The organism is Streptomyces sp. NPDC021012, from assembly GCF_044333355.1.
Lineage (GTDB): Bacteria > Actinomycetota > Actinomycetes > Streptomycetales > Streptomycetaceae > Streptomyces.
This window is the reverse complement of sequence record NZ_JBIRQU010000001.1, coordinates 893629-914737: the sequence shown is the minus strand read 5'-3', so window position 1 is coordinate 914737 and position 21109 is coordinate 893629. Positions and strand designations below refer to the sequence as shown.

Here is a 21109-nt window from a genome sequence, read left to right as displayed (position 1 = left end):
CCGCACCTCTCCGGAGGTGCGGGGCCGGCTCTTTGTTACGGTTCAAAGAACGGTAAAGACTTCGATCAAGGGGTGGGGAACTCTGATGAGCAAGTCCGCTTGGAAGCGCGCCGGTGTCGCCCTGACGGCCGTGGCCGTCGTGACGGGCGTCGCGGGCTGTCAGGACGGCGGGGACTCCAAGGCGGCCCCGAAGGAGGCCCCCAAGGCCTCCGCCGAGGCGCAGGGCCACGGGGACGTCACGAAGGTCATCCAGGCCGCGTACGAGAAGACCTCGAAGGCCAAGGCCGCCAAGGTCAAGATGACCATGAGCGTGGAGGGCGTCGGCGCCGAGTCGGGCACCATCGAGATGAGCGGCGTCCAGAGCTGGGCCCCGGCGGCCATGGACATCACCATGAAGGGGTCCATGCTGGGCAAGGGCAAGCCCGGCGCACCCGAGCAGATGCGCATGATCATGCTCGACAACGTCATGTACATGGACGCGGGCGCCAAGCAGGCCGCCGAGATGGACGGCAAGCGCTGGATGAAGCTGGACCTGACGGCCGCGGCCGAGGCCACCGGCGACAAGGCGGTGCAGAAGCAGCTGACCGGCGGCCTGGACAACATGAACCAGGACCCGGCCCAGCAGCTCGCCCTGCTCCTGGACTCCCCGGACCTGAAGCACATCGGCGCCGAGAAGATCAACGGCCTGGAGACCCAGCACTACAAGGGCACGCTCACCTTCGAGCAGATGCTCAAGGCCAACGAGTCGTCGAAGCTCCTCTCCAAGGAGGACCACGACAAGCTCATCGCCGGCATGAAGAAGACCGGTCTCAAGGGCTACGACACCGAGCTCTGGGTCACCGAGGACGGCTACCCGACCCGCATGGACATCGGCATGACCATGGCCGAGGGCAAGATGCGGATCCGGGCCGACTACACCGACTACGGCACCCAGATCGCCGTACAGGCCCCGCCGGCCGAGGACACCCTGGACCTCTTCGAGATGCTCAAGGGCATGGGCACGGCCTGATTTGCTCCTGGCCCAGGCCATCACGTACGCTTCCACAGAAGCCAAAGACCGCTGGTCGTTGCTGTGCCCTTACCGGGTGCGGTGGCCGAAGGATCCGCTGACAACGGACGACCCGCGCAGGTGACTGTGGAAGTGTTCCCGGACTTCACGTTCGGTCGAGCTCAGCCCCGTGCGCCTGCGCCCGGGGCGTTTTGTTTTGTCCAGCCCCCTTCTGAGCGGTCCTCATCACCCGGAAGGAGGCCGACGCACTATGCCGACGCCCAACAAGGCTGCATCGGTGGCCGAGCTCAAGGACGCGTTCCAGAGCTCCAACGCCGCCGTGCTGACCGAGTACCGGGGTCTCACCGTCGCGCAGCTCAAGACGCTGCGTCGCTCTCTCGGTGAGAACGCCCAGTACGCCGTGGTGAAGAACACGCTGACCAAGATTGCGGCCAACGAGGCCGGGATCACCGCACTGGACGAGCACTTCGCTGGTCCGACCGCGGTCGCCTTCGTCACCGGTGACCCGGTGGAGTCGGCGAAGGCCCTGCGTGACTTCGCCAAGGAGAACCCGAACCTCATCATCAAGGCCGGTGTCCTTGACGGTAAGGCTCTCTCCGCCGACGACATCAAGAAGCTTGCGGACCTCGAGTCCCGCGAGGTTCTGCTCAGCAAGCTGGCCGGTGCCTTCAAGGGCAAGCAGACTCAGGCTGCTCAGCTCTTCCAGGCGCTGCCGACGAAGCTCGTCCGCACCGTGGACGCGCTTCGCGCCAAGCAGGCCGAGCAGGGCGGTGCCGAGTAATTCGGCTCGCGCATTGATCCACGCCGCCTAGTGCGTGGGTCGTAGCGGGCCGTTACGCCCGCCTCTCAAGACACATCGGCACCTGCCGAGATTAGTGGAAGGATCGCCCATCATGGCGAAGCTCTCTCAGGAAGACCTGCTCGCTCAGTTCGAGGAGATGACCCTCATCGAGCTGTCCGAGTTCGTCTCGGCCTTCGAGGAGAAGTTCGACGTCAAGGCTGCCGCGGCCGTCGCCGTTGCCGCTGCCCCGGCTGGTGGCGGCGACGCTGCCGGTGGCGCCGAGGAGCAGGACGAGTTCGACGTCATCCTCGAGGGTGCCGGCGACAAGAAGATCCAGGTCATCAAGGTCGTGCGCGAGCTCACCTCCCTGGGCCTCAAGGAGGCCAAGGACCTCGTCGACGGCACCCCGAAGCCGGTCCTCGAGAAGGTCGCGAAGGAGGCCGCTGACAAGGCCGCCGAGGCCCTCAAGGCCGCCGGTGCCTCCGTCACGGTCAAGTAAGACCGTTTCGGCTCACTGAGCTGACTCCTGCCCCCGTGTAACGCGGAGGCAGCGAAAGGCGATCACCCTTCTGGGTGGTCGCCTTTCGGCGTTCCCCGGAAGCGGGCGTGGCGGGGCGCCTCAAGGCCGCCGCGAGCGGAGTATGGTGATCTTCGCCGTGCGCCCCGCTGACCGGGGGGCCTTGACGAACCGCACGCAGCGCGCAATTCTCAGGACGCGTCGTCACAACGATCCGTTTCCGAGGCATGGATCGACGACTGAACGGGCAGTATCGAGGTGCGCCGCACGGCGCGAGGTACCGCGGAGTTGAGAGCAACGAGGGTCGCGAAGAAGTCGCCCTGGACATCAGTGAGCCAAGTGGCTACACTGACCCTTTGCGCTGCCTGTTAGCTGCCCCCTGCCCGTCACCAGGGGCATACCTTCGCATCAGCTTCGTGGACCGACCCCGTCTGACCTGGCCTTTTGGTCATCTCAGGAAAAGTCTGCCGTGAAGCGTTGCTGGGGACCGGTACGCGCGTAGTGAGTCCGAGCCCTCGGAAGGACCCCCTCTTGGCCGCCTCGCGCAACGCCTCGACCAATACGAACAACGGCGCAAGCACCGCCCCGCTGCGCATCTCCTTTGCAAAGATCAAGGAGCCCCTCGAGGTTCCGAACCTCCTCGCGCTGCAGACCGAGAGCTTTGACTGGCTGCTCGGCAACGCCGCCTGGAAGGCTCGCGTCGAGGCTGCCCTTGAGTCGGGACAGGACGTCCCCACGAAGTCCGGTCTGGAGGAGATCTTCGAGGAGATCTCCCCGATCGAGGACTTCTCCGGGTCGATGTCGCTGACCTTCCGCGACCACCGCTTCGAGCCGCCGAAGAACTCGATCGACGAGTGCAAGGACCGTGACTTCACGTACGGCGCCCCGCTCTTCGTCACCGCCGAGTTCACCAACAACGAGACCGGCGAGATCAAGTCCCAGACGGTCTTCATGGGCGACTTCCCGCTCATGACCAACAAGGGCACCTTCGTCATCAACGGCACCGAGCGTGTCGTCGTGTCGCAGCTCGTCCGCTCGCCGGGTGTCTACTTCGACTCCTCCATCGACAAGACGTCCGACAAGGACATCTTCTCCGCCAAGATCATCCCGTCCCGGGGCGCCTGGCTGGAGATGGAGATCGACAAGCGCGACCTGGTCGGTGTCCGCATCGACCGCAAGCGCAAGCAGTCCGTCACCGTCCTCCTGAAGGCCCTCGGCTGGACCACCGAGCAGATCCTGCAGGAGTTCGGCGAGTACGAGTCCATGCGCGCCACCCTGGAGAAGGACCACACCCAGGGCCAGGACGACGCGCTGCTCGACATCTACCGCAAGCTGCGCCCGGGCGAGCCGCCGACCCGTGAGGCCGCTCAGACGCTGCTCGAGAACCTCTACTTCAACCCGAAGCGCTACGACCTCGCGAAGGTCGGCCGCTACAAGGTGAACAAGAAGCTCGGCGCCGACGAGCCGCTGGACGCCGGTGTCCTCACCACCGACGACATCATCGCCACGATCAAGTACCTCGTGAAGCTCCACGCGGGCGAGACCGAGACGGTCGGCGAGAACGGCAACGAGATCGTCGTCGAGACCGACGACATCGACCACTTCGGCAACCGTCGTCTGCGCAACGTCGGCGAGCTCATCCAGAACCAGGTCCGCACGGGTCTGGCTCGTATGGAGCGCGTCGTCCGCGAGCGGATGACCACGCAGGACGTCGAGGCGATCACCCCGCAGACCCTGATCAACATCCGCCCGGTCGTGGCGTCGATCAAGGAGTTCTTCGGCACCTCGCAGCTGTCCCAGTTCATGGACCAGAACAACCCGCTGTCGGGTCTGACGCACAAGCGTCGTCTCTCGGCGCTGGGTCCGGGCGGTCTCTCCCGTGAGCGGGCCGGCTTCGAGGTCCGAGACGTGCACCCGTCCCACTACGGACGCATGTGCCCGATCGAGACCCCCGAAGGCCCGAACATCGGTCTGATCGGTTCGCTCGCCTCGTACGGCCGCGTCAACGCGTTCGGTTTCATCGAGACGCCGTACCGCAAGGTCGTCGACGGCCAGGTCACCGACGAGGTCGACTACGTCACCGCCGACGAGGAGGACCGGTTCGTCATCGCGCAGGCCAACGCCGCGCTCGACGACGAGCTCCGCTTCTCCGAGAACCGCGTCCTGGTCCGCAAGCGTGGCGGCGAGGTCGACTACGTCGAGCCGTCGGACGTGGACTACATGGACGTCTCGCCGCGCCAGATGGTGTCGGTCGCGACCGCCATGATCCCGTTCCTCGAGCACGACGACGCCAACCGTGCCCTCATGGGCGCGAACATGATGCGTCAGGCCGTCCCGCTGATTAAGTCGGAGGCCCCGCTCGTCGGCACCGGCATGGAGTACCGCTGCGCCACCGACGCCGGCGACGTGCTCAAGGCCGAGAAGGACGGTGTCGTCCAGGAGCTGTCGGCCGACTACATCACGGTCGCCAACGACGACGGCACGTACATCACGTACCGCCTGCACAAGTTCTCCCGCTCCAACCAGGGCACCTCTGTCAACCAGAAGGTCGTCGTGGACGAGGGGCAGCGCGTCATCGAGGGCCAGGTCCTCGCCGACGGTCCCGCCACCGAAGAGGGCGAGATGGCCCTCGGCAAGAACCTCCTCGTGGCGTTCATGCCGTGGGAGGGCCACAACTACGAGGACGCGATCATCCTGTCGCAGCGCCTCGTGCAGGACGACGTCCTCTCCTCGATCCACATCGAGGAGCACGAGGTCGACGCCCGTGACACCAAGCTCGGCCCCGAGGAGATCACCCGGGACATCCCGAACGTCTCCGAGGAGGTCCTCGCGGACCTCGACGAGCGCGGCATCATCCGCATCGGTGCCGAGGTCGTCGCCGGCGACATCCTGGTCGGCAAGGTCACCCCGAAGGGTGAGACCGAGCTGACCCCGGAGGAGCGCCTGCTCCGCGCGATCTTCGGTGAGAAGGCCCGTGAGGTCCGTGACACCTCGCTGAAGGTGCCGCACGGCGAGATCGGCAAGATCATCGGCGTCCGCGTCTTCGACCGCGAGGAGGGCGACGAGCTTCCCCCGGGCGTGAACCAGCTGGTCCGCGTCTACGTCGCCCAGAAGCGCAAGATCACCGACGGTGACAAGCTCGCCGGCCGTCACGGCAACAAGGGTGTCATCTCCAAGATCCTCCCGATCGAGGACATGCCCTTCCTCGAGGACGGCACCCCGGTCGACATCATCCTCAACCCGCTGGGTGTCCCGTCCCGAATGAACCCGGGACAGGTCCTGGAGATCCACCTCGGCTGGCTCGCCAGCCGCGGCTGGGACGTCTCCGGTCTCGCGGACGAGTGGGCGCAGCGCCTCCAGGCGATCGGCGCCGACCAGGTCGCCCCCGGCACCAACGTCGCCACCCCGGTCTTCGACGGTGCGCGTGAGGACGAGCTCGCGGGTCTGCTCCAGCACACCATCCCGAACCGCGACGGCGAGCGCATGGTGCTCCCGTCCGGCAAGGCGAGGCTGTTCGACGGCCGCTCCGGCGAGCCGTTCCCGGACCCGATCTCCGTCGGGTACATGTACATCCTCAAGCTGCACCACCTGGTCGACGACAAGCTGCACGCGCGTTCGACCGGTCCGTACTCGATGATCACCCAGCAGCCGCTGGGTGGTAAGGCCCAGTTCGGTGGCCAGCGCTTCGGTGAGATGGAGGTGTGGGCGCTGGAGGCTTACGGCGCCGCGTACGCCCTCCAGGAGCTGCTGACGATCAAGTCCGACGACGTGACCGGCCGCGTGAAGGTCTACGAGGCCATCGTCAAGGGCGAGAACATCCCTGAGCCCGGCATCCCCGAGTCCTTCAAGGTCCTCATCAAGGAGATGCAGTCCCTGTGCCTCAACGTGGAGGTGCTGTCCTCGGACGGCATGTCCATCGAGATGCGCGACACCGACGAGGACGTCTTCCGCGCAGCGGAGGAGCTCGGCATCGACCTGTCCCGGCGCGAGCCGAGCAGCGTCGAAGAGGTCTGACGGGAGTCCGGCGGGGGCTCAGCGATGAGCCCCCGCCGGCCCCAGGACCCCCGTATCAGACCCCACAGCCTTACAACCCTGAGAGGGATTGACGCATAGTGCTCGACGTCAACTTCTTCGACGAGCTCCGGATCGGTCTGGCCACCGCTGACGACATCCGTCAGTGGAGCCACGGCGAGGTCAAGAAGCCGGAGACCATCAACTACCGCACCCTGAAGCCCGAAAAGGACGGACTCTTCTGCGAGAAGATCTTCGGTCCGACCCGGGACTGGGAGTGCTACTGCGGCAAGTACAAGCGCGTCCGCTTCAAGGGCATCATCTGTGAGCGGTGTGGCGTCGAGGTCACCCGCGCCAAGGTGCGCCGCGAGCGGATGGGCCACATCGAGCTCGCCGCTCCCGTCACCCACATCTGGTACTTCAAGGGCGTTCCGTCGCGCCTCGGCTACCTGCTCGACCTCGCCCCGAAGGACCTGGAGAAGGTCATCTACTTCGCGGCGTACATGATCACGTACGTCGACGACGAGCGCCGTACGCGTGACCTGCCCTCCCTGGAGGCGCACGTCTCCGTCGAGCGCCAGCAGATCGAGAACCGTCGCGACTCCGACCTGGAGGCCCGCGCCAAGAAGCTCGAGAACGACCTCGCCGAGCTGGAGGCCGAGGGCGCCAAGGCCGACGTGCGCCGCAAGGTGCGCGAGGGTGCCGAGCGCGAGATGAAGCAGCTGCGCGACCGCGCGCAGCGCGAGATCGACCGTCTGGACGAGGTCTGGTCCCGCTTCAAGAACCTCAAGGTCCAGGACCTGGAGGGCGACGAGCTCCTCTACCGCGAGCTGCGTGACCGCTTCGGCACGTACTTCGACGGTTCGATGGGTGCCGCGGCGCTGCAGAAGCGCCTGGAGTCCTTCGACCTGGAGGAGGAGGCCGAGCGCCTCCGCGAGATCATCCGTACCGGCAAGGGCCAGAAGAAGACCCGTGCGCTCAAGCGCCTCAAGGTCGTCTCCGCGTTCCTGCAGACCGCGAACAGCCCCAAGGGCATGGTTCTCGACTGCGTCCCGGTCATCCCGCCGGACCTGCGTCCGATGGTGCAGCTGGACGGTGGCCGCTTCGCGACCTCCGACCTGAACGACCTGTACCGCCGTGTCATCAACCGCAACAACCGTCTGAAGCGTCTGCTCGACCTCGGTGCCCCCGAGATCATCGTGAACAACGAGAAGCGGATGCTCCAGGAGGCGGTCGACGCCCTCTTCGACAACGGCCGTCGTGGTCGCCCGGTCACGGGCCCCGGCAACCGTCCGCTGAAGTCCCTCAGCGACATGCTGAAGGGCAAGCAGGGTCGATTCCGTCAGAACCTGCTCGGCAAGCGTGTCGACTACTCGGCGCGTTCCGTCATCGTCGTCGGCCCGCAGCTCAAGCTGCACCAGTGCGGTCTGCCGAAGGCCATGGCGCTGGAGCTCTTCAAGCCGTTCGTGATGAAGCGCCTGGTCGACCTGAACCACGCGCAGAACATCAAGTCGGCGAAGCGGATGGTCGAGCGCGGCCGCACGGTCGTGTACGACGTCCTCGAAGAGGTCATCGCCGAGCACCCGGTCCTGCTGAACCGTGCGCCCACGCTGCACCGCCTCGGCATCCAGGCCTTCGAGCCGCAGCTGGTCGAGGGCAAGGCCATCCAGATCCACCCGCTCGTCTGCACCGCGTTCAACGCGGACTTCGACGGTGACCAGATGGCCGTCCACCTGCCGCTCTCCGCGGAGGCGCAGGCCGAGGCCCGCATCCTGATGCTGTCCTCGAACAACATCCTCAAGCCGGCCGACGGCCGTCCGGTCACGATGCCGACCCAGGACATGGTCCTCGGTCTGTTCTTCCTGACCACCGACGGCGAGCTCCGTGACACCAAGGGCGAGGGCCGTGCGTTCGGCTCCACGGCCGAGGCGATCATGGCGTTCGACGCCGGCGAGCTCGCGCTGCAGTCGCAGGTCGAGATCCGCTTCCCCGTCGGCACCGTCGCTCCGCGCGGCTGGGTTCCCCCGGTCGCCGAGGAGGGCGAGCCGGAGTGGCAGCAGGGTGACTCGTTCCGTCTGCGGACGACCCTGGGCCGCGCGCTCTTCAACGAGCTGCTGCCCGAGGACTACCCGTTCGTCGACTACTCCGTCGGCAAGAAGCAGCTCTCCGAGATCGTCAACGACCTCGCCGAGCGCTACCCCAAGGTCATCGTGGCGGCGACGCTCGACAACCTGAAGGCGGCGGGCTTCTACTGGGCGACCCGTTCCGGCGTCACCGTGGCCATCTCCGACGTCGTCGTTCCCGAGGCGAAGAAGGAGATCGTCAAGGGCTACGAGGCGCAGGACGAGAAGGTCCAGAAGCAGTACGAGCGCGGTCTGATCACCAAGGAAGAGCGCACGCAGGAGCTCATCGCGATCTGGACCAAGGCGACCAACGAGGTCGCCGAGGCGATGAACGCGAACTTCCCCAAGACGAACCCCATCTTCATGATGGTTGACTCGGGTGCCCGAGGAAACATGATGCAGATGCGGCAGATCGCCGGTATGCGTGGTCTGGTGTCGAACGCGAAGAACGAGACCATCCCGCGTCCGATCAAGGCGTCCTTCCGTGAGGGCCTCTCCGTCCTCGAGTACTTCATCTCGACGCACGGTGCCCGTAAGGGTCTCGCCGACACCGCCCTGCGTACCGCCGACTCGGGTTACCTGACCCGTCGTCTGGTGGACGTCTCGCAGGACGTCATCATCCGCGAGGAGGACTGTGGCACCGAGCGCGGTCTGAAGCTGCGGATCGCGGCCAAGGACGAGGCCGGTGTCCTGCGGAAGACGGACGACGTCGAGACCTCCGTGTACGCGCGGATGCTCGCCGAGGACGTCGTCGTCGACGGCAAGGTCATCGCGCCGGCCAACGTCGACCTGGGTGACGTGCTCATCGACGCCCTGGTCAACGCGGGCGTCGAGGAGGTCAAGACCCGCTCGGTCCTGACCTGTGAGTCCGCCGTCGGCACCTGTGCGTTCTGCTACGGCCGTTCGCTCGCCACCGGCAAGCTGGTCGACATCGGTGAGGCGGTCGGCATCATCGCCGCCCAGTCCATCGGTGAGCCCGGTACCCAGCTGACGATGCGTACCTTCCACACCGGTGGTGTGGCCGGTGACGACATCACCCAGGGTCTGCCCCGTGTCGTCGAGCTCTTCGAGGCCCGGCAGCCGAAGGGTGTCGCCCCGATCTCCGAGGCGGCCGGTCGCGTCCGCATCGAGGAGACCGAGAAGACCAAGAAGATCGTCGTCACCCCGGACGACGGCACCGACGAGACGGCCTACCCGATCTCGAAGCGTGCCCGTCTGCTCGTGGGCGAGGGCGACCACGTCGAGGTGGGCCAGAAGCTCACCGTGGGTGCCACCAACCCGCACGACGTGCTTCGCATCCTGGGTCAGCGCGCGGTCCAGGTCCACCTGGTCGGCGAAGTCCAGAAGGTCTACAACTCGCAGGGCGTGTCGATCCACGACAAGCACATCGAGATCATCATCCGGCAGATGCTGCGCCGCGTGACGATCATCGAGTCCGGCGACGCGGAGCTCCTGCCGGGCGAGCTGGTCGAGCGTTCGAAGTTCGAGACCGAGAACCGTCGTGTGGTCACCGAGGGCGGTCACCCCGCCTCCGGCCGTCCGCAGCTGATGGGTATCACCAAGGCCTCGCTGGCGACGGAGTCCTGGCTGTCGGCCGCCTCCTTCCAGGAGACGACCCGAGTCCTGACGGATGCGGCGATCAACGCCAAGTCCGACAGCCTCATCGGCCTCAAGGAGAACGTCATCATCGGTAAGCTCATCCCGGCCGGTACGGGTCTGTCCCGCTACCGCAACATCCGGGTCGAGCCGACCGAGGAGGCCAAGGCCGCGATGTACTCGGCCGTCGGCTACGACGACATCGACTACTCGCCGTTCGGCTCGGGCTCCGGCCAGGCCGTTCCGCTGGAGGACTACGACTACGGTCCGTACAACCAGTAAGCGAGTCGCTTGACCGAAGGGCGGTCACCCCGTGTCACACGGGGTGGCCGCCCTTCGGCGTCTCAGCGTGCCGCGATCTCCCAGGCCGTGACGGCGACCGTCGCCACCGCGGCGAGGGCGCCGATGCTGGCCAGGGGCCAGCGGGCGCGCTCCAGGGCGTCGAGGCGGGCCTCGTGGTCGGCGAGCTGCTTGTCGGTCTGGTCGCTGCGCTGCACGAGCAGGGCGAGCGAGCCGTCGACGCGGGCGAAGCCGGCCTCCAGGGTGCCGCGGAGCCGCTCCAGTTCGAGGGCGACGGCCACCGGGTCGTTCGGGTCAGGCTCGGTCATCGGCACCGCCCTGGGTGGGCCGCAGCCAGGACGGCAGCAGGTTCTGCACCAGGTCGAGGGCCATCACCCGGGCCAGTCCGCCGGCGACGGCCAGGGCCCCGGCGACCCAGGGGAGGGTCGCGGGGATGCCGGAGGCGTCGACGATCGCGGGGAGGACGACGGCGATGCCGACGGCGGACTGGAGGACGGTACGGGCCGTGCGCTTGGCGGCATCGGACATCACTGTGCTCCTTGCGGTTACTTCGTGTACGGGACCTTGAGGGCGTTCCAGGAGGCGGCGCCCGGGATGCCGTCGGCGTCGGAGCCGCGGAAGCCGAGCTTGTGCTGCCACTTGGCGTAGCTGAGCCGGTCGGCCTCGCCCCAGCGGGGGCTCGGGCCGACGGTGTACGCGGAGCAGCCCTCGGCGACGAGGCGGCGGCCCATGGCCGTGATGACCGGGGAGCTCGTCTCCGCGCGGAAGAACGAGGTGCCCGGGAAGGGCTGGAAGCGGGGGGCGGCCGGCTTGGCCGGCGGGTTCTTCGCGGGGGCCGCGCCGAGTCGTTTCTGCACCCGGTCGCGCATCGTCGGCATGGCGAAGCCGCGGGGGTCGTCCTTCCAGTCCGACCACTCCTTGTGGCCGATGACGGAGCGGGCGCCCCAGCCGTGGGCCCGGCACAGGGCGGCGGAGACCCGTTCGATGGCGTCGAGCTGGGCGGGCGGCCAGGGGTCGGTGCCGTCGCCCATGTTGACGCATTCGAAGCCGTAGAAGCGGGAGTTGCCGTCGACGGCGCCGGCGCTGCCCTGGTGCTCGCGCGGGGCGGGCGGCCGGTCTCCGTACGTCTCGGTGATCACGGCCTGGAGGACGGACGGGTCGCCTCCGCCGGCGTGGTTGGCGCGGCCGTTGGCGACGAGGTGGACGCTGCCGTCCTTGGCGATGACGCCGTGGCAGAGCGGGCCCGGCAGCCCCTCGTATCCGTTGAAGCACATCTCGACCGTGTTGGCGGTGCCGGCGGAGACGGTGTGGTGGATGATCACGCCGGTCACGGGGCCCCAGGCGCCGTGGCCGTCGCGGTTGTGGGTGCGCCAGCCGGGGTGCTCGACGACGGTGACGCCTTCGGCGCGGAGCGCGGCGACGAACCGGTCCGCGGTGAGGGGAGTGGCCATCTGGTGTCCTCCAGGCATGAAAAAGGCCCGCGCCGGGGGAGCCGGCCGGGCGTGTGCGGTTGTTCCGTAAGGGGCGTTACGGGGCGTTACGGTGCTTTACGGGGTGGGCGCCGGGGCCCAGGCGGCGCACAGCGCGGCGTACGCGGTGCGGCGCGACTCGAAGTCGGCGAGCGCCGCGGTCACGGCCCGCTGGGCGGCGGTCTGGTCGGGGACGGCCGGGGCGCCGTCCCTCGCGTCCACGATGACCAGGCCGGAGCCGCGCAGGACGGTGTCGCCCGTGCCCTTCTCCATGACCTCGGCGGTGACGTACACCGCCGGGTACTGCCCGGTCACCGGGTCGCGCTGGACGGTGTTGCCCAGGCTGTTGTCGTAGACGCGTACGGAGAGGGTGTGGCCGTTCTCGGTGACGGTGGCGCGGCCCGCGTAGTCGATGGCCACGCCCCAGGGCTGGGTGGGGTCGATGTTCATGGGGTGCTCCTCAGGTCTGCATGCCGTGGATGAGGACGGGCTGGGCGTAGACGGTGCCGGCCGTGGCCAGGGCCTGGATCTCGATGTTCATGGTCTGCCCGAACCTGGTCTTCATGTCGCCGGGCAGCAGGCCGGTGTAGTCGTACGTGGTGCCGGCGGTGACGGTGGGGCCGAACGGGGTGCTGTCGACGAGCACCCGCACCTGGCCGGTGCCGCCCGTCGACGCCGCGGTGCTGATGGCGAGGCGCATCTTCGGCTGCCAGACGGGGTTGGAGCAGCGGGCGACGGTGACGAAGGAGGCGCTCGTGGTGGAGGGCCACTTGGCCGTGTCGACGGGCAGCGGCGGCATCAGCTGCAGCCAGGGCCGGGCCAGGCCGCCGGTCATGATGTCGTCCGAGAAGATCTCGTGGCTGTAGCCGTCGAACACCCGGATCAGCGGCCGGGTGATGCTGATGTTGGCGGTCTGCGTCGCGGGCCGGAACTCGTTGGCGGCGGGACGGGTGTTGACCGCGGTGGACAGTGCCTTGAGCCGGCGTTCCATCTGGTTCAGCCGGTCGATGATGTCCTCGGGCAGCTGGGGCATCAGGACTCCTCGAGGTAGAGCTCGGCGGTGTCGGGACGGCCGCGCTCCGGGGGAGTGACCTTGACACCGATGATCCGGTAGCGGGCGTCGAGGCCCTGCGGGAACCACTCGTCGGTGATCCGGATGCGGGCGACGCGGCCGATGAGCTGCGGCGGGACGACCCCGCCGAGGTGGATGCTGACCGAGGGGATCACCACCGCGCCCCGGGACTCGTCGAGCTCCCGGTTGGCGATGGAGCCGAGCGCGAGCGTGTCCGTGACCTCGTTGTGGTCCGAGGACAGGTCGATCAGCGGCCAGCCGTCGACGAGCAGGTCGGTGGCGACCTGCTGGTCGGAGTAGAGCGGCCGGGATTCCGTGGCGGCGTTGGAGTTGACGGAGGCGCCGCGGGCCAGGGCGGTGGTGCCGCCGCGGGTCGCGTCGTACGGGAAGGAGTACGACAGGATGACGCCGGGCCGGTCGAAGATCAGGTCGGTCGCACCGTTGACGATCTTGGGCGCGCCGAGCCGGAGCTGCCGCACCCGGGCGCCGCTGATCGGGTCCCGGTAGACCAGGATCTGGTGCTCGAAGCCGTTCTCCAGCTTGGCGATCTGGTCGAGCGCGTCCTGGTAGACGGTCTCGTCACCGAGCCGCCAGGAGACCGTGCGCTTGTACTCGGAGGTCTCGTCGCCGAGGGTGATGCCGAGGCGGCGGGGCTCCTCGCCCGCGGGCGCGCCCGGGTAGTTCTGGACGTCGAGTTCCTTCCAGAGCCGGCGGGCGATCTCCAGCTGGTCGGTCGGGGTGTCGTACTTGATCTCGGTACGGATCCGGCGGCGGCTCGCGTACGAGTCGAAGGTCGCCGCCTGGATGCCGAGCGTGAGCACGCCGCGGCCGCTGGACTGCAGCGTGGTGGTCCAGACGATGCCACCCCACCACAGGTCGCCGCCGCGCTCCAGGTAGACCGCGGTGCGGCCCTCGCGGACCTTCTTGACCCGCTCGGCGATGGCCTTGTCGGGGATGGGGACGGTGCCGGAGAGGGAGCCGGCCTTGCCGATGTAGTCGTCGAACTGGACGTCCCGCAGGGGCAGGATGTCCAGCGTCTGGTCGGTGAGCAGGTCGCAGAAGATGGCCCGGTAGGGAGTGTCGATACTCATCGGTCGCGCCTCACTGGACGTAGGTGGCGGTGATGCGGAGGGAGCGGCCCGCCGTCAGGACACCGTTGGGGGACCAGGTGCGCAGGTTGATCTCGCCGGTGGTCAGGACCGATGCGCTGCCGTGGCCGAAACCGTCGGAGGCCGTGGCCTCGAGGTTGAACTCCGGGCGCCATCCGACGGGCAGGATGCACAGCAGCTCGTCGGTGATGTTGCCGGCCGTGGTGGCGGTGATGTCGGCGCCGGAGCGGACCATGTTGACGTTGAAGGAGACGACCCCGCGGGTCCTGCGGGCGTTGAAGTACGACAGGGTCCAGCCGGCCTGCGCGGTGGCCCCGCTGGTGATGGCCTCCACCTCGATCGGAGGCTGGTAGGCCACCCAGGCGCTGCCGTTCCAGCGCTGCAGCTGGCCGCCGTTGTAGTCCCGGTACTGGCCGTTGTAGCTGCCGGTGGTGATGGTGCCGCTGGGCGCGATGCCGCCGATCTCCTTGGGGTAGGCGACCCAGGCGGTGCCGTCCCAGCGCTGCAGGAAGTGCGCGTTGTCGTTGTCCTGGTACTGGCCCGGGTAGGCGCCGGGAATGCCGGCGTTGTTGTAGACGGGCATGATGCCGCCGGACGCGACGGTGGTGACGCGCAGGTCGGTGGCGGCGCCGCCGACCCAGTCGATGCCGCCGTTGCCGGCGGAGGCGCCCTTCTTGACCTTGACGGTGAAGAGGGCGAGGGAGCGGGCGGGGGCGGTCGGGGCGACCGGGGTGGCCGACGCGGTGCCCTTGACGATCTCGATGCCGGCCTCGTACTTGCCGAGGGCGTCCGCGTCGTGGTCGTAGACGCGGACCACGACGAGGTCGATGCGGTCGTTGAGCGGGTCGCCGTCGGCGAAGGTGATGGTGACGTCCTCGTCGAGGGCGACCGGGTAGGCCCCGTCGGCGACGACCCCGGCCGCGATGACGGCCTTGCCGGCGTAGACGATGGCCGTCATCGGGCCGGACGAGCTCATCCACAGGCCGCCGACCCGGTACTTGCCGTCGGATGTGCCGGGCAGGATGCCGGACCGGACGCCCAGCGGGCTGACGGGGATGGTTGCGCCGATGTTGGTGATGCGTGTGTTCTGGCGGGTCTGACCGGTGGGCAGCAGCCAGCCGGAGCGTACGGGCATGGGTTCTCCTGTGGACGGGCGGTCGGGGCGGCGGGACTACGCGACTGCGGCTACGCGACCGGGGGTCAGTACTGCGGGTCGACGCGGATGAAGGCGTTGTCGTACCAGGCGGTGGCGCCGACGGTGTTGGCGACGAGGCGGAAGTGGGCGGTGAAGGTGTAGGTGGCGCCCGCGGTCAGCCCCGACAGGCGCCGGTTCATCCCCACCGACATGAAGTTCTCGGCGGACGCGAGCACCGCGTACTCGTCGTCCGGCTCCTGCACGACCGTGGCGCCCTGGGTGAGCCGCAGTGCCATGTAGCCGTAGTAGTCCTTGTGCGACCGCAGCCGGGCGCCGAAGTTGACGATCACGGCCCTCGACGCCGGGGCGACGAAGTTCAGCGTGAGCGGGGTCTGGACCGTGTCGAGCAGGGTGCTCGTGTACGTCGTCGACTGGGTGTAGCCCGCGTCCGTGAGGTCGGTGTAGTACGGCCCCGCGAACGCCGGCGCCCACGCGCTGCCGTTCCAGCGCTGGAGCTCCCCGTTCGCGCCGTCCCGGTACTGGCCGATGTAGCTGGCCGTCAGGGTGGAGGCGGACTTCGGGACGATGCCGCCGAGCGCCTCCGGGTACGCGACCCACTTGCCGCCGTCCCAGCGCTGCAGCTGGTTGTTCGGGGCGTCGATGTACGCGCCCGGGTGGGAGCCCGGCTGCACCACGCCCTCGACGGGCAGGATGCCGCCGGCCGCGACGACCGGGGTGCGCAGGTCGATCAGGGAGGTGTTCCACGGGATGCCGCCGTTGCCCGCGCTGGCGTTGGCCGGCACCAGCACCTTGTACAGCGGGAGGCTGCGTGCCGGGGTGGCCGGGACCTGCGGGTTGGCGTCCGGCACGCCCTGGATGACCTCGATGACGGCCTCGTTGCGGGTGCCGCCGTCGTACAGCTTGTCGTAGACCCGCAGGACCACCAGGTCGAGGCGGCCGTACGTGGCGTTGCCGGCGGTGAAGGTGACCTGTTCGGCGGCCGGCAGGGTCACCGGGTAGGCGCCCTGCGAGATGTCGCCCTGGATGACGGCGCGGCCCTCGGAGACGGTCGCCGTCATGGCGGAGGCGCCGGTCATCCAGAAGCCGGAGAGGCGGAACTGGCCGCTGTAGGAGCCCGGCAGGATGCCGGAGCGGACCTGGACGGGGTTGACCATGGTGGTCGGGGTCTGGGTGAGGCGGGTGTCCTCGCGGGTCTGGCCGGTCTCGACGGCCCAGCTGCTGCGCAGGTTCATGGGGTTCTCCGAATCGGGGTGGGAAGAAGGCGGTTCAGGACCGGATCCACTGGGCGGTGAGAGTGGTGTAGTAGCCGGAGCCGCCGAGGGTGCGGACCGGGGCCGTGGCGTTGTGGTATCCGGCGAGCTGGACCACGTTGCCCGCGGTGAGCTTGACCAGGCCGTCGCCACCGACGCTCGTGGTGCCCCCGGCCGCCGCGGCCATCCAGGTCATCCGGGAGTAGCCGACGCCGCCGACGAGGATGCGGGCGCCGCGCACACCGCTGGTGGAGTCGACGCCGTACCAGTTGATGTTGGCGCCGACCCGCCACCAGCCGGTGCGCGGGACGACGAAGCTGTCGGTGCCGTTCCAGCCGCTGAAGTCGTCGATGTCGACGTAGTTCAGGGTGATCGGCGTCCACGCGTTCTGCGGGACGCTCTGCATCGTGGTCTGCGAGGCGCTGAAGAGGATGGTCGCCTTGCCCTCGGCGTACTGCCAGGCGGAGCCGTCCCAGCGCTGCAGGATGCCGGCGTTGTCGCGGTACTGGCCGGTGTAACTGCCGGTGGTCGCCGTGCCGTTCGGGGCGATGCCGCCGATCGCCTTCGGGTACGCGACCCAGGCCGTGCCGTCCCAGCGCTGCAACTGGCCCGAGACGTCGCGGTACTGGCCGGCGTACACGCCGTTGAAACCGCTGGTCGGCATGATGCCGCCGAGCGCCGTCATCGGGTAGTGCTTGGTGGTGACGGCGCCGGTCGTCCAGCCGATGCCGCCGGTGCCGGCGGAGGTGCCGGCCGGGACGGAGACCGTGTAGAGCTGGAAGGAGCTGCCGGGGCCCGAGGCCGGGACCTGGGGGGTGGCCGAGGGCGTGCCCTTGACCAGCCGGATCACGGCGTCGGTGGTGCCGCTCTTGTCATAGGTGTCGTCGAGGACGGCCAGTTCGATGACGTCGATCCGGCCGTACTGCGGGTCGCCGTCAGGGATGGTGATCGTCTCGGGGGCGGTCACCGCGATCATGTACGCGCCCTGGGCGGTCTCGTAGCCCTGGATGACGGCACGGCCGGTGCCGATGCTGCACTGCATGGCGGAGTCGCCGGTCAGCGCGAAGCCACCCGGCACGATGCCGGGACGCGAGCGCAGCGGTGGCGCGGTGGCGCTGCCGCTGCTGGGGGTGAGCAGCGCGGACAGGGCGATCCGGGTGTCCTCGCGGGTCTGACCGGTGGACTGGAGCCAGGCGGCCCGTACGGTCATGGGTTCACCTCTTCCGGGAGGGGCGGGCGGGGGTCTCGGTCACCATTCGGCGCTGCGCCAGCGGACCGTCATCAGCGCGTCGGGGGTGGCGGAGTCGGGCCGGAACGCCAGCTCGGTGCGGCCCGGTTCGAGGAGGAACAGCTCCTCGGGGCTGGAGTCGGCCATCGCGGTGTGGCGGCGGGAGGCGGTGTTGTTGAGCGTCACCGTGCCGTTGGCGGTGTCGACGACGAGCTCGTCGCCGGCGGCCAGGTCGATCGCGTACCGCAGCCGGCGCTTGGAGACCCGCTCGGTGACGGTCGGCATGGAGCAGGGGCCGCGGAAGACGATCACCGGGTGGGTGGCGGCGGAGCCGGTGTTCTCGGCGACGGCGTCACCGGTGGACTTGGCCTGGCCCCAGTTGAGCGGCCAGGTCAGCGGCCAGGTGAGGCCCGACTCGGGCTGCGGCGCGGTGGTGGAGGCGGACTGCTCGTTGACGGCGTAGCGGCGCGGGTCGGAGGCCAGCCACTGGATCGACATCTTCGAGCTGCCCTGGGTGGCGAAGCCCTGGTCCGCGGGGACCACGCGCTGGGCGATCCGGGCGCGCACGGCGAGGAGTTCGCCGTGCAGCCGGACGGTCAGCCAGCGCTCCTCGTCGAGCAGGGCGAGCGACTGGCGCAGGGCGCGGACGGCCCCGGCGGCGGCGTCCTGGCCCGGCATCAGCACGATCGTGCCGCTGATCTTGCGCGGCTTGGCGTACCGGGAGCCGGGCCAGGCGCCGTGCGAGGTGGGCCGGTCGGCGTCGGAGGAGTCGTACTCGGGCAGGTCCTCCCAGCCCTGGAGACCGGTCCGGTCGACGTTGAACGGCGTACCGGGGCCGATGAGGAGCCCGGCCCACTGGATCTGCCCGTCCTGGGTGATCAGCGAGCCGGGCGCGAGGTCGGCGGTGAGGTCGTTTCCGGCGTATGTGGTTGTGGTCTCGGCCATGGGGCCGTCACCTCACTTCTGAGGGGGGCTGGTGTCGGGCGGGAGGGGCTCAGCCGTGGGCGGCGAGGAGGAAGAGCAGGTCCTCCGCGGTCGACCGCGGGCCGGCGCCCGGGTCCTCGTGGAACTCCGTGATCCGGTGTGGCTGCCGGGGAGCCTCGGTGAGGGCCGGGACGCGCCGGTGCTCCAGGACGGTGAGCGGGTCGATGCGCGGCGCGCTGTCGGCGCCGGGGAAGACGAGACCGCCCTCGGCGAGCATCGGGATCTTGTCGATGTCGACGCCGAAGTGCTTGCCGAGGAAGTCGAAGCTCAGCTTGTTGAGCCCGTCGATGATCCAGTTGGCGAAGGCGATGAGCCCGTTGATCGGTCCCTTGACGACCCCCAGCACGGCGGTCAGGGCGCCCTTGATCAGCTCGCCCATGCCGTGCAGGGCCTTGCCGACCGCGTCCTTGGCGTGCCGGAAGAAGCCGGGGATCTTGTCGGTGAAGAAGGACAGGAACGGGTGGATCGCGTTCTTGATGCCGCCGATGGTGCTCGAAGCGATGCCGCGCAGGGCGTTGGAGGCGGAGGTGACGGCGGTGCCGACCCTGGAGATGCCGCTGATGGCGGAACCGACGATCTTCAGGGCCGTCGTGAACAGGGTGAGGTAGGCCTTGAAGTAGGTCCCGACGGCCTGGCCGATGAGCTTGATCACCGGCTGCAGGAACTTCCAGACGGACTGGAAGCCCTTCAGGGCCTGCTGCATGACCTGCTTGATGATCCTCTGGCCGGTCTCGCTGTTCACCGCGTACTCGATGAGCCAGGAGATGACCGGCATGAGGATGCCGAGGACGAAGCCGAGCGGGTTGCTGCGCATGGCGAGGTTGACGCCGGTCATGGCGACCGAGGCGATCTCCATCACCGTGCCGAAGGTGTCCATCAGCTTGGTGATGGTGTCGACGACCGGGAGCAGCGGCGCGAGGATCGCGAGGACGCCGCCCAGGCCCGTGGCGAGCTTGCCGAAGGACGACTTCGCCTTGGCGGCCTTGTCGCCGAAGGACTTGACCCCCTTGGCGGCGCGCGACTGCCCGAGCTTCGAGGCGGAGGTGGCGGTGGTCCCGGCGTTCTGGCCGAAGGCGCGCACCGAGGCGGCGGCCGTCCGCGCCCCGTCACGGAGCCGGTCGGCCCCCGCGGCGGCGCGCTGCGCCGCCTGCCGGAGCCGCTGCAGGGTGTCGGCGGCCCGGCCCGCGCTCGCCGCGAAGTCGGAGAACGCCCCGGCGCTGCCCTTGAACGGCGCGAAGGGGTCGAGGGCCGCGGCACTCATCCGCGTGCCTTCGCCAGGTACATCAGCGCGTCCGCCGTGGACTGGGGGTCGCTGTTACGGGCCGCGTGGTAGTGCTCGATGTGCAGCCCGGCACCACCGCCGCCGCCCGTCTGCAGCTGCGCCGTCATGCGGGCGCGGCGGGCGGTCATGGCGAGCAGCCGGTCCAGCTTGGACAGTGGCAGGACGGCCTCGGCCTCGCCGGCCTCGGCGAGGATCGCCGGGACGCCGCCGCTGCGGGGCATGACGACACCACCGGTGGCGAGCATGGGGATGGTGGGGATGTGGACGCCGAAGGTCTTGCCGCCGACGATCGGGACCCAGCCGGGGACGCTGACCTTGACGCCGTTGACGGCGCTGATCATCCGGTTGATGAGGCCGATGACGGCGTTGACCGGGCCGGACACACCGCTCTTGATGCCCTCGAACGCCCGGGACGCGATGTCCTTCAGGCCGTTCCAGATGGAGGACATCTTGTCCTTGACGGCGGTGAAGGCGTTCGGGATCGCGGACTTGATCCAGTTCACCACGGGAGTGATGACGGCCTTGATGCCGTTCCAGACAGCGCCGACGACGGTCTTGATCGCCGTCATCACCGTGGTGATGACGGTCTTCCAGATGTTGACGTAGGTCTTGATGACGGTGGCGACCGCCTTGACCACGGTGGAGATGGCCTTCTTGATGCCGTTCCAGACCGTCTTGATCAGGTCGCCGGCCTTCTTCATGATCGGGCCGACGGCCTTCATGACGGCGCTGATGACGACCTTGATGCCGTCGAAGGCCTTCTTCAGGACCTTCTGCATCGTCTTCGACTGCATCGCCATCTCGACGATCTTCTCGATGAGAGGCATGAAGAGTTCGAGCAGGCGGGCGAGGAAGTTGCCCTTCATGGACTTGTTGAGCTTGTCCTGGCCCTTGGAGGCCTTGCCGGCGCCGGATTCGTACTTGCCGAGCTTGCCGCCGGCGGACTCGCCGGTCCTGCCGGCCTTGGTCATGGCCTGCTCGGCCCGGTCCGAGGCGGACTTCAGGTCCTTGAGCTCCTTGGCGGAACCCTGGGCGGCGCCCTTGATGCCGTTGATGCCGCGGCCGGCCGACGAGGCGCGCTGACCGAGGGTCGACGCGGCGCGGTCGGCCGCGTCCGACGCGGACTTGAACTGCTTGAGGGATCCGGACGAGTTGTTCAGTGAACGTACGAGTGACATGCGTGTCCACCTCTGCTGATGGTGGTGGGAAGGGGGTGGGGGCG

17 protein-coding genes are annotated in these 21109 nt (G+C 68.6%); 5 read left to right on the top strand and 12 right to left on the bottom strand.

What is annotated here, in order from left to right; genetic code table 11:
• The first annotated feature begins 85 nt into the window (after window positions 1-85).
• The 5 genes from ACH4TP_RS04245 to ACH4TP_RS04225 all read left to right on the top strand — a co-directional run bounded on the left by ACH4TP_RS04245 (window position 86) and on the right by ACH4TP_RS04225 (window position 10319).
• A complete protein-coding gene (locus tag ACH4TP_RS04245) occupies window positions 86-1009 on the top strand; it encodes a hypothetical protein (RefSeq protein WP_398435575.1) in 924 nt (307 codons plus the stop codon).
• A gap of 250 nt (window positions 1010-1259) precedes the next feature.
• Window positions 1260-1790, top strand: a complete 531-nt coding sequence (gene rplJ, locus ACH4TP_RS04240) for a 50S ribosomal protein L10 (protein ID WP_225803578.1) — start codon at window positions 1260-1262, stop codon at window positions 1788-1790.
• 112 nt (window positions 1791-1902) lie between these two features.
• On the top strand, window positions 1903-2289 hold the full coding sequence (gene rplL / locus ACH4TP_RS04235) for a 50S ribosomal protein L7/L12 (protein ID WP_389220947.1): 387 nt from the start codon (window positions 1903-1905) through the stop codon (window positions 2287-2289).
• Window positions 2290-2838: 549 nt separating this feature from the next.
• Complete coding sequence (rpoB, locus tag ACH4TP_RS04230; RefSeq protein ID WP_389220944.1) at window positions 2839-6321, top strand: DNA-directed RNA polymerase subunit beta; 3483 nt, start codon at window positions 2839-2841, stop codon at window positions 6319-6321.
• 98 nt (window positions 6322-6419) lie between these two features.
• On the top strand, window positions 6420-10319 hold the full coding sequence (locus tag ACH4TP_RS04225) for a DNA-directed RNA polymerase subunit beta' (RefSeq protein WP_389220941.1): 3900 nt from the start codon (window positions 6420-6422) through the stop codon (window positions 10317-10319).
• A 62-nt stretch (window positions 10320-10381) separates the two neighbouring features.
• On the opposite strand, the gene ACH4TP_RS04220 is transcribed toward ACH4TP_RS04225, so the two are convergent.
• The 12 genes from ACH4TP_RS04220 to ACH4TP_RS04165 all read right to left on the bottom strand — a co-directional run bounded on the left by ACH4TP_RS04220 (window position 10382) and on the right by ACH4TP_RS04165 (window position 21065).
• Entirely contained in the window at window positions 10382-10645 is a 264-nt protein-coding gene (locus ACH4TP_RS04220; protein ID WP_389220938.1) for a hypothetical protein, read from the bottom strand.
• Window positions 10632-10865 carry a hypothetical protein gene (locus ACH4TP_RS04215; protein WP_389220935.1) on the bottom strand — a complete coding sequence of 78 codons (234 nt, stop codon included), beginning with the start codon at window positions 10863-10865 and terminating at the stop codon, window positions 10632-10634. The genes ACH4TP_RS04220 and ACH4TP_RS04215 overlap by 14 nt, the downstream gene beginning before the upstream one ends.
• A 17-nt stretch (window positions 10866-10882) precedes the next feature.
• Window positions 10883-11788 carry a peptidoglycan-binding protein gene (locus tag ACH4TP_RS04210; RefSeq protein ID WP_398435571.1) on the bottom strand — a complete coding sequence of 302 codons (906 nt, stop codon included), beginning with the start codon at window positions 11786-11788 and terminating at the stop codon, window positions 10883-10885.
• Window positions 11789-11884: 96 nt separating this feature from the next.
• Complete coding sequence (locus tag ACH4TP_RS04205; RefSeq protein ID WP_389220929.1) at window positions 11885-12256, bottom strand: ATP-binding protein; 372 nt, start codon at window positions 12254-12256, stop codon at window positions 11885-11887.
• 10 nt (window positions 12257-12266) lie between these two features.
• Window positions 12267-12839 carry a hypothetical protein gene (locus ACH4TP_RS04200; RefSeq protein ID WP_389220926.1) on the bottom strand — a complete coding sequence of 191 codons (573 nt, stop codon included), beginning with the start codon at window positions 12837-12839 and terminating at the stop codon, window positions 12267-12269.
• Window positions 12839-13969, bottom strand: a complete 1131-nt coding sequence (locus ACH4TP_RS04195) for a hypothetical protein (RefSeq protein WP_389220923.1) — start codon at window positions 13967-13969, stop codon at window positions 12839-12841. Before ACH4TP_RS04195 ends, ACH4TP_RS04200 begins: the two co-directional genes overlap by 1 nt.
• 10 nt (window positions 13970-13979) lie before the next feature.
• Window positions 13980-15122 carry a hypothetical protein gene (locus ACH4TP_RS04190; RefSeq protein ID WP_398435569.1) on the bottom strand — a complete coding sequence of 381 codons (1143 nt, stop codon included), beginning with the start codon at window positions 15120-15122 and terminating at the stop codon, window positions 13980-13982.
• 65 nt (window positions 15123-15187) lie between these two features.
• Window positions 15188-16375 carry a hypothetical protein gene (locus ACH4TP_RS04185; protein WP_389220917.1) on the bottom strand — a complete coding sequence of 396 codons (1188 nt, stop codon included), beginning with the start codon at window positions 16373-16375 and terminating at the stop codon, window positions 15188-15190.
• Window positions 16376-16409: 34 nt separating this feature from the next.
• A complete protein-coding gene (locus ACH4TP_RS04180; RefSeq protein WP_398435567.1) occupies window positions 16410-17603 on the bottom strand; it encodes a hypothetical protein in 1194 nt (397 codons plus the stop codon).
• Between the two features lie 39 nt (window positions 17604-17642).
• Complete coding sequence (locus tag ACH4TP_RS04175) at window positions 17643-18566, bottom strand: phage distal tail protein (RefSeq protein WP_389220911.1); 924 nt, start codon at window positions 18564-18566, stop codon at window positions 17643-17645.
• Window positions 18567-18615: 49 nt separating this feature from the next.
• A complete protein-coding gene (locus ACH4TP_RS04170) occupies window positions 18616-19866 on the bottom strand; it encodes a tape-measure protein (RefSeq protein ID WP_389220908.1) in 1251 nt (416 codons plus the stop codon).
• Window positions 19863-21065, bottom strand: coding sequence for a phage tail protein (locus tag ACH4TP_RS04165; protein ID WP_389220905.1), 1203 nt, complete (start codon window positions 21063-21065; stop codon window positions 19863-19865). The genes ACH4TP_RS04170 and ACH4TP_RS04165 overlap by 4 nt, the downstream gene beginning before the upstream one ends.
• Window positions 21066-21109: the final 44 nt, after the last annotated feature.

What these genes read in the sequence shown, in the direction of transcription:
- ACH4TP_RS04205 (WP_389220929.1), bottom strand. Translation starts at nt 12,256, where the DNA reads ATGAACATCGACCCCACCCAGCCCTGGGGCGTGGCCATCGACTACGCG.
- ACH4TP_RS04165 (WP_389220905.1), bottom strand. Translation starts at nt 21,065, where the DNA reads ATGTCACTCGTACGTTCACTGAACAACTCGTCCGGATCCCTCAAGCAG.
- ACH4TP_RS04190 (WP_398435569.1), bottom strand. Translation starts at nt 15,122, where the DNA reads ATGCCCGTACGCTCCGGCTGGCTGCTGCCCACCGGTCAGACCCGCCAG.
- ACH4TP_RS04200 (WP_389220926.1), bottom strand. Translation starts at nt 12,839, where the DNA reads ATGCCCCAGCTGCCCGAGGACATCATCGACCGGCTGAACCAGATGGAA.
- ACH4TP_RS04210 (WP_398435571.1), bottom strand. Translation starts at nt 11,788, where the DNA reads ATGGCCACTCCCCTCACCGCGGACCGGTTCGTCGCCGCGCTCCGCGCC.
- ACH4TP_RS04170 (WP_389220908.1), bottom strand. Translation starts at nt 19,866, where the DNA reads ATGAGTGCCGCGGCCCTCGACCCCTTCGCGCCGTTCAAGGGCAGCGCC.
- ACH4TP_RS04185 (WP_389220917.1), bottom strand. Translation starts at nt 16,375, where the DNA reads ATGAACCTGCGCAGCAGCTGGGCCGTCGAGACCGGCCAGACCCGCGAG.
- rplJ (WP_225803578.1), top strand. Translation starts at nt 1,260, where the DNA reads ATGCCGACGCCCAACAAGGCTGCATCGGTGGCCGAGCTCAAGGACGCG.
- ACH4TP_RS04175 (WP_389220911.1), bottom strand. Translation starts at nt 18,566, where the DNA reads ATGGCCGAGACCACAACCACATACGCCGGAAACGACCTCACCGCCGAC.
- ACH4TP_RS04245 (WP_398435575.1), top strand. Translation starts at nt 86, where the DNA reads ATGAGCAAGTCCGCTTGGAAGCGCGCCGGTGTCGCCCTGACGGCCGTG.
- ACH4TP_RS04195 (WP_389220923.1), bottom strand. Translation starts at nt 13,969, where the DNA reads ATGAGTATCGACACTCCCTACCGGGCCATCTTCTGCGACCTGCTCACC.
- ACH4TP_RS04215 (WP_389220935.1), bottom strand. Translation starts at nt 10,865, where the DNA reads ATGTCCGATGCCGCCAAGCGCACGGCCCGTACCGTCCTCCAGTCCGCC.
- ACH4TP_RS04220 (WP_389220938.1), bottom strand. Translation starts at nt 10,645, where the DNA reads ATGACCGAGCCTGACCCGAACGACCCGGTGGCCGTCGCCCTCGAACTG.
- rplL (WP_389220947.1), top strand. Translation starts at nt 1,903, where the DNA reads ATGGCGAAGCTCTCTCAGGAAGACCTGCTCGCTCAGTTCGAGGAGATG.
- ACH4TP_RS04180 (WP_398435567.1), bottom strand. Translation starts at nt 17,603, where the DNA reads ATGACCGTACGGGCCGCCTGGCTCCAGTCCACCGGTCAGACCCGCGAG.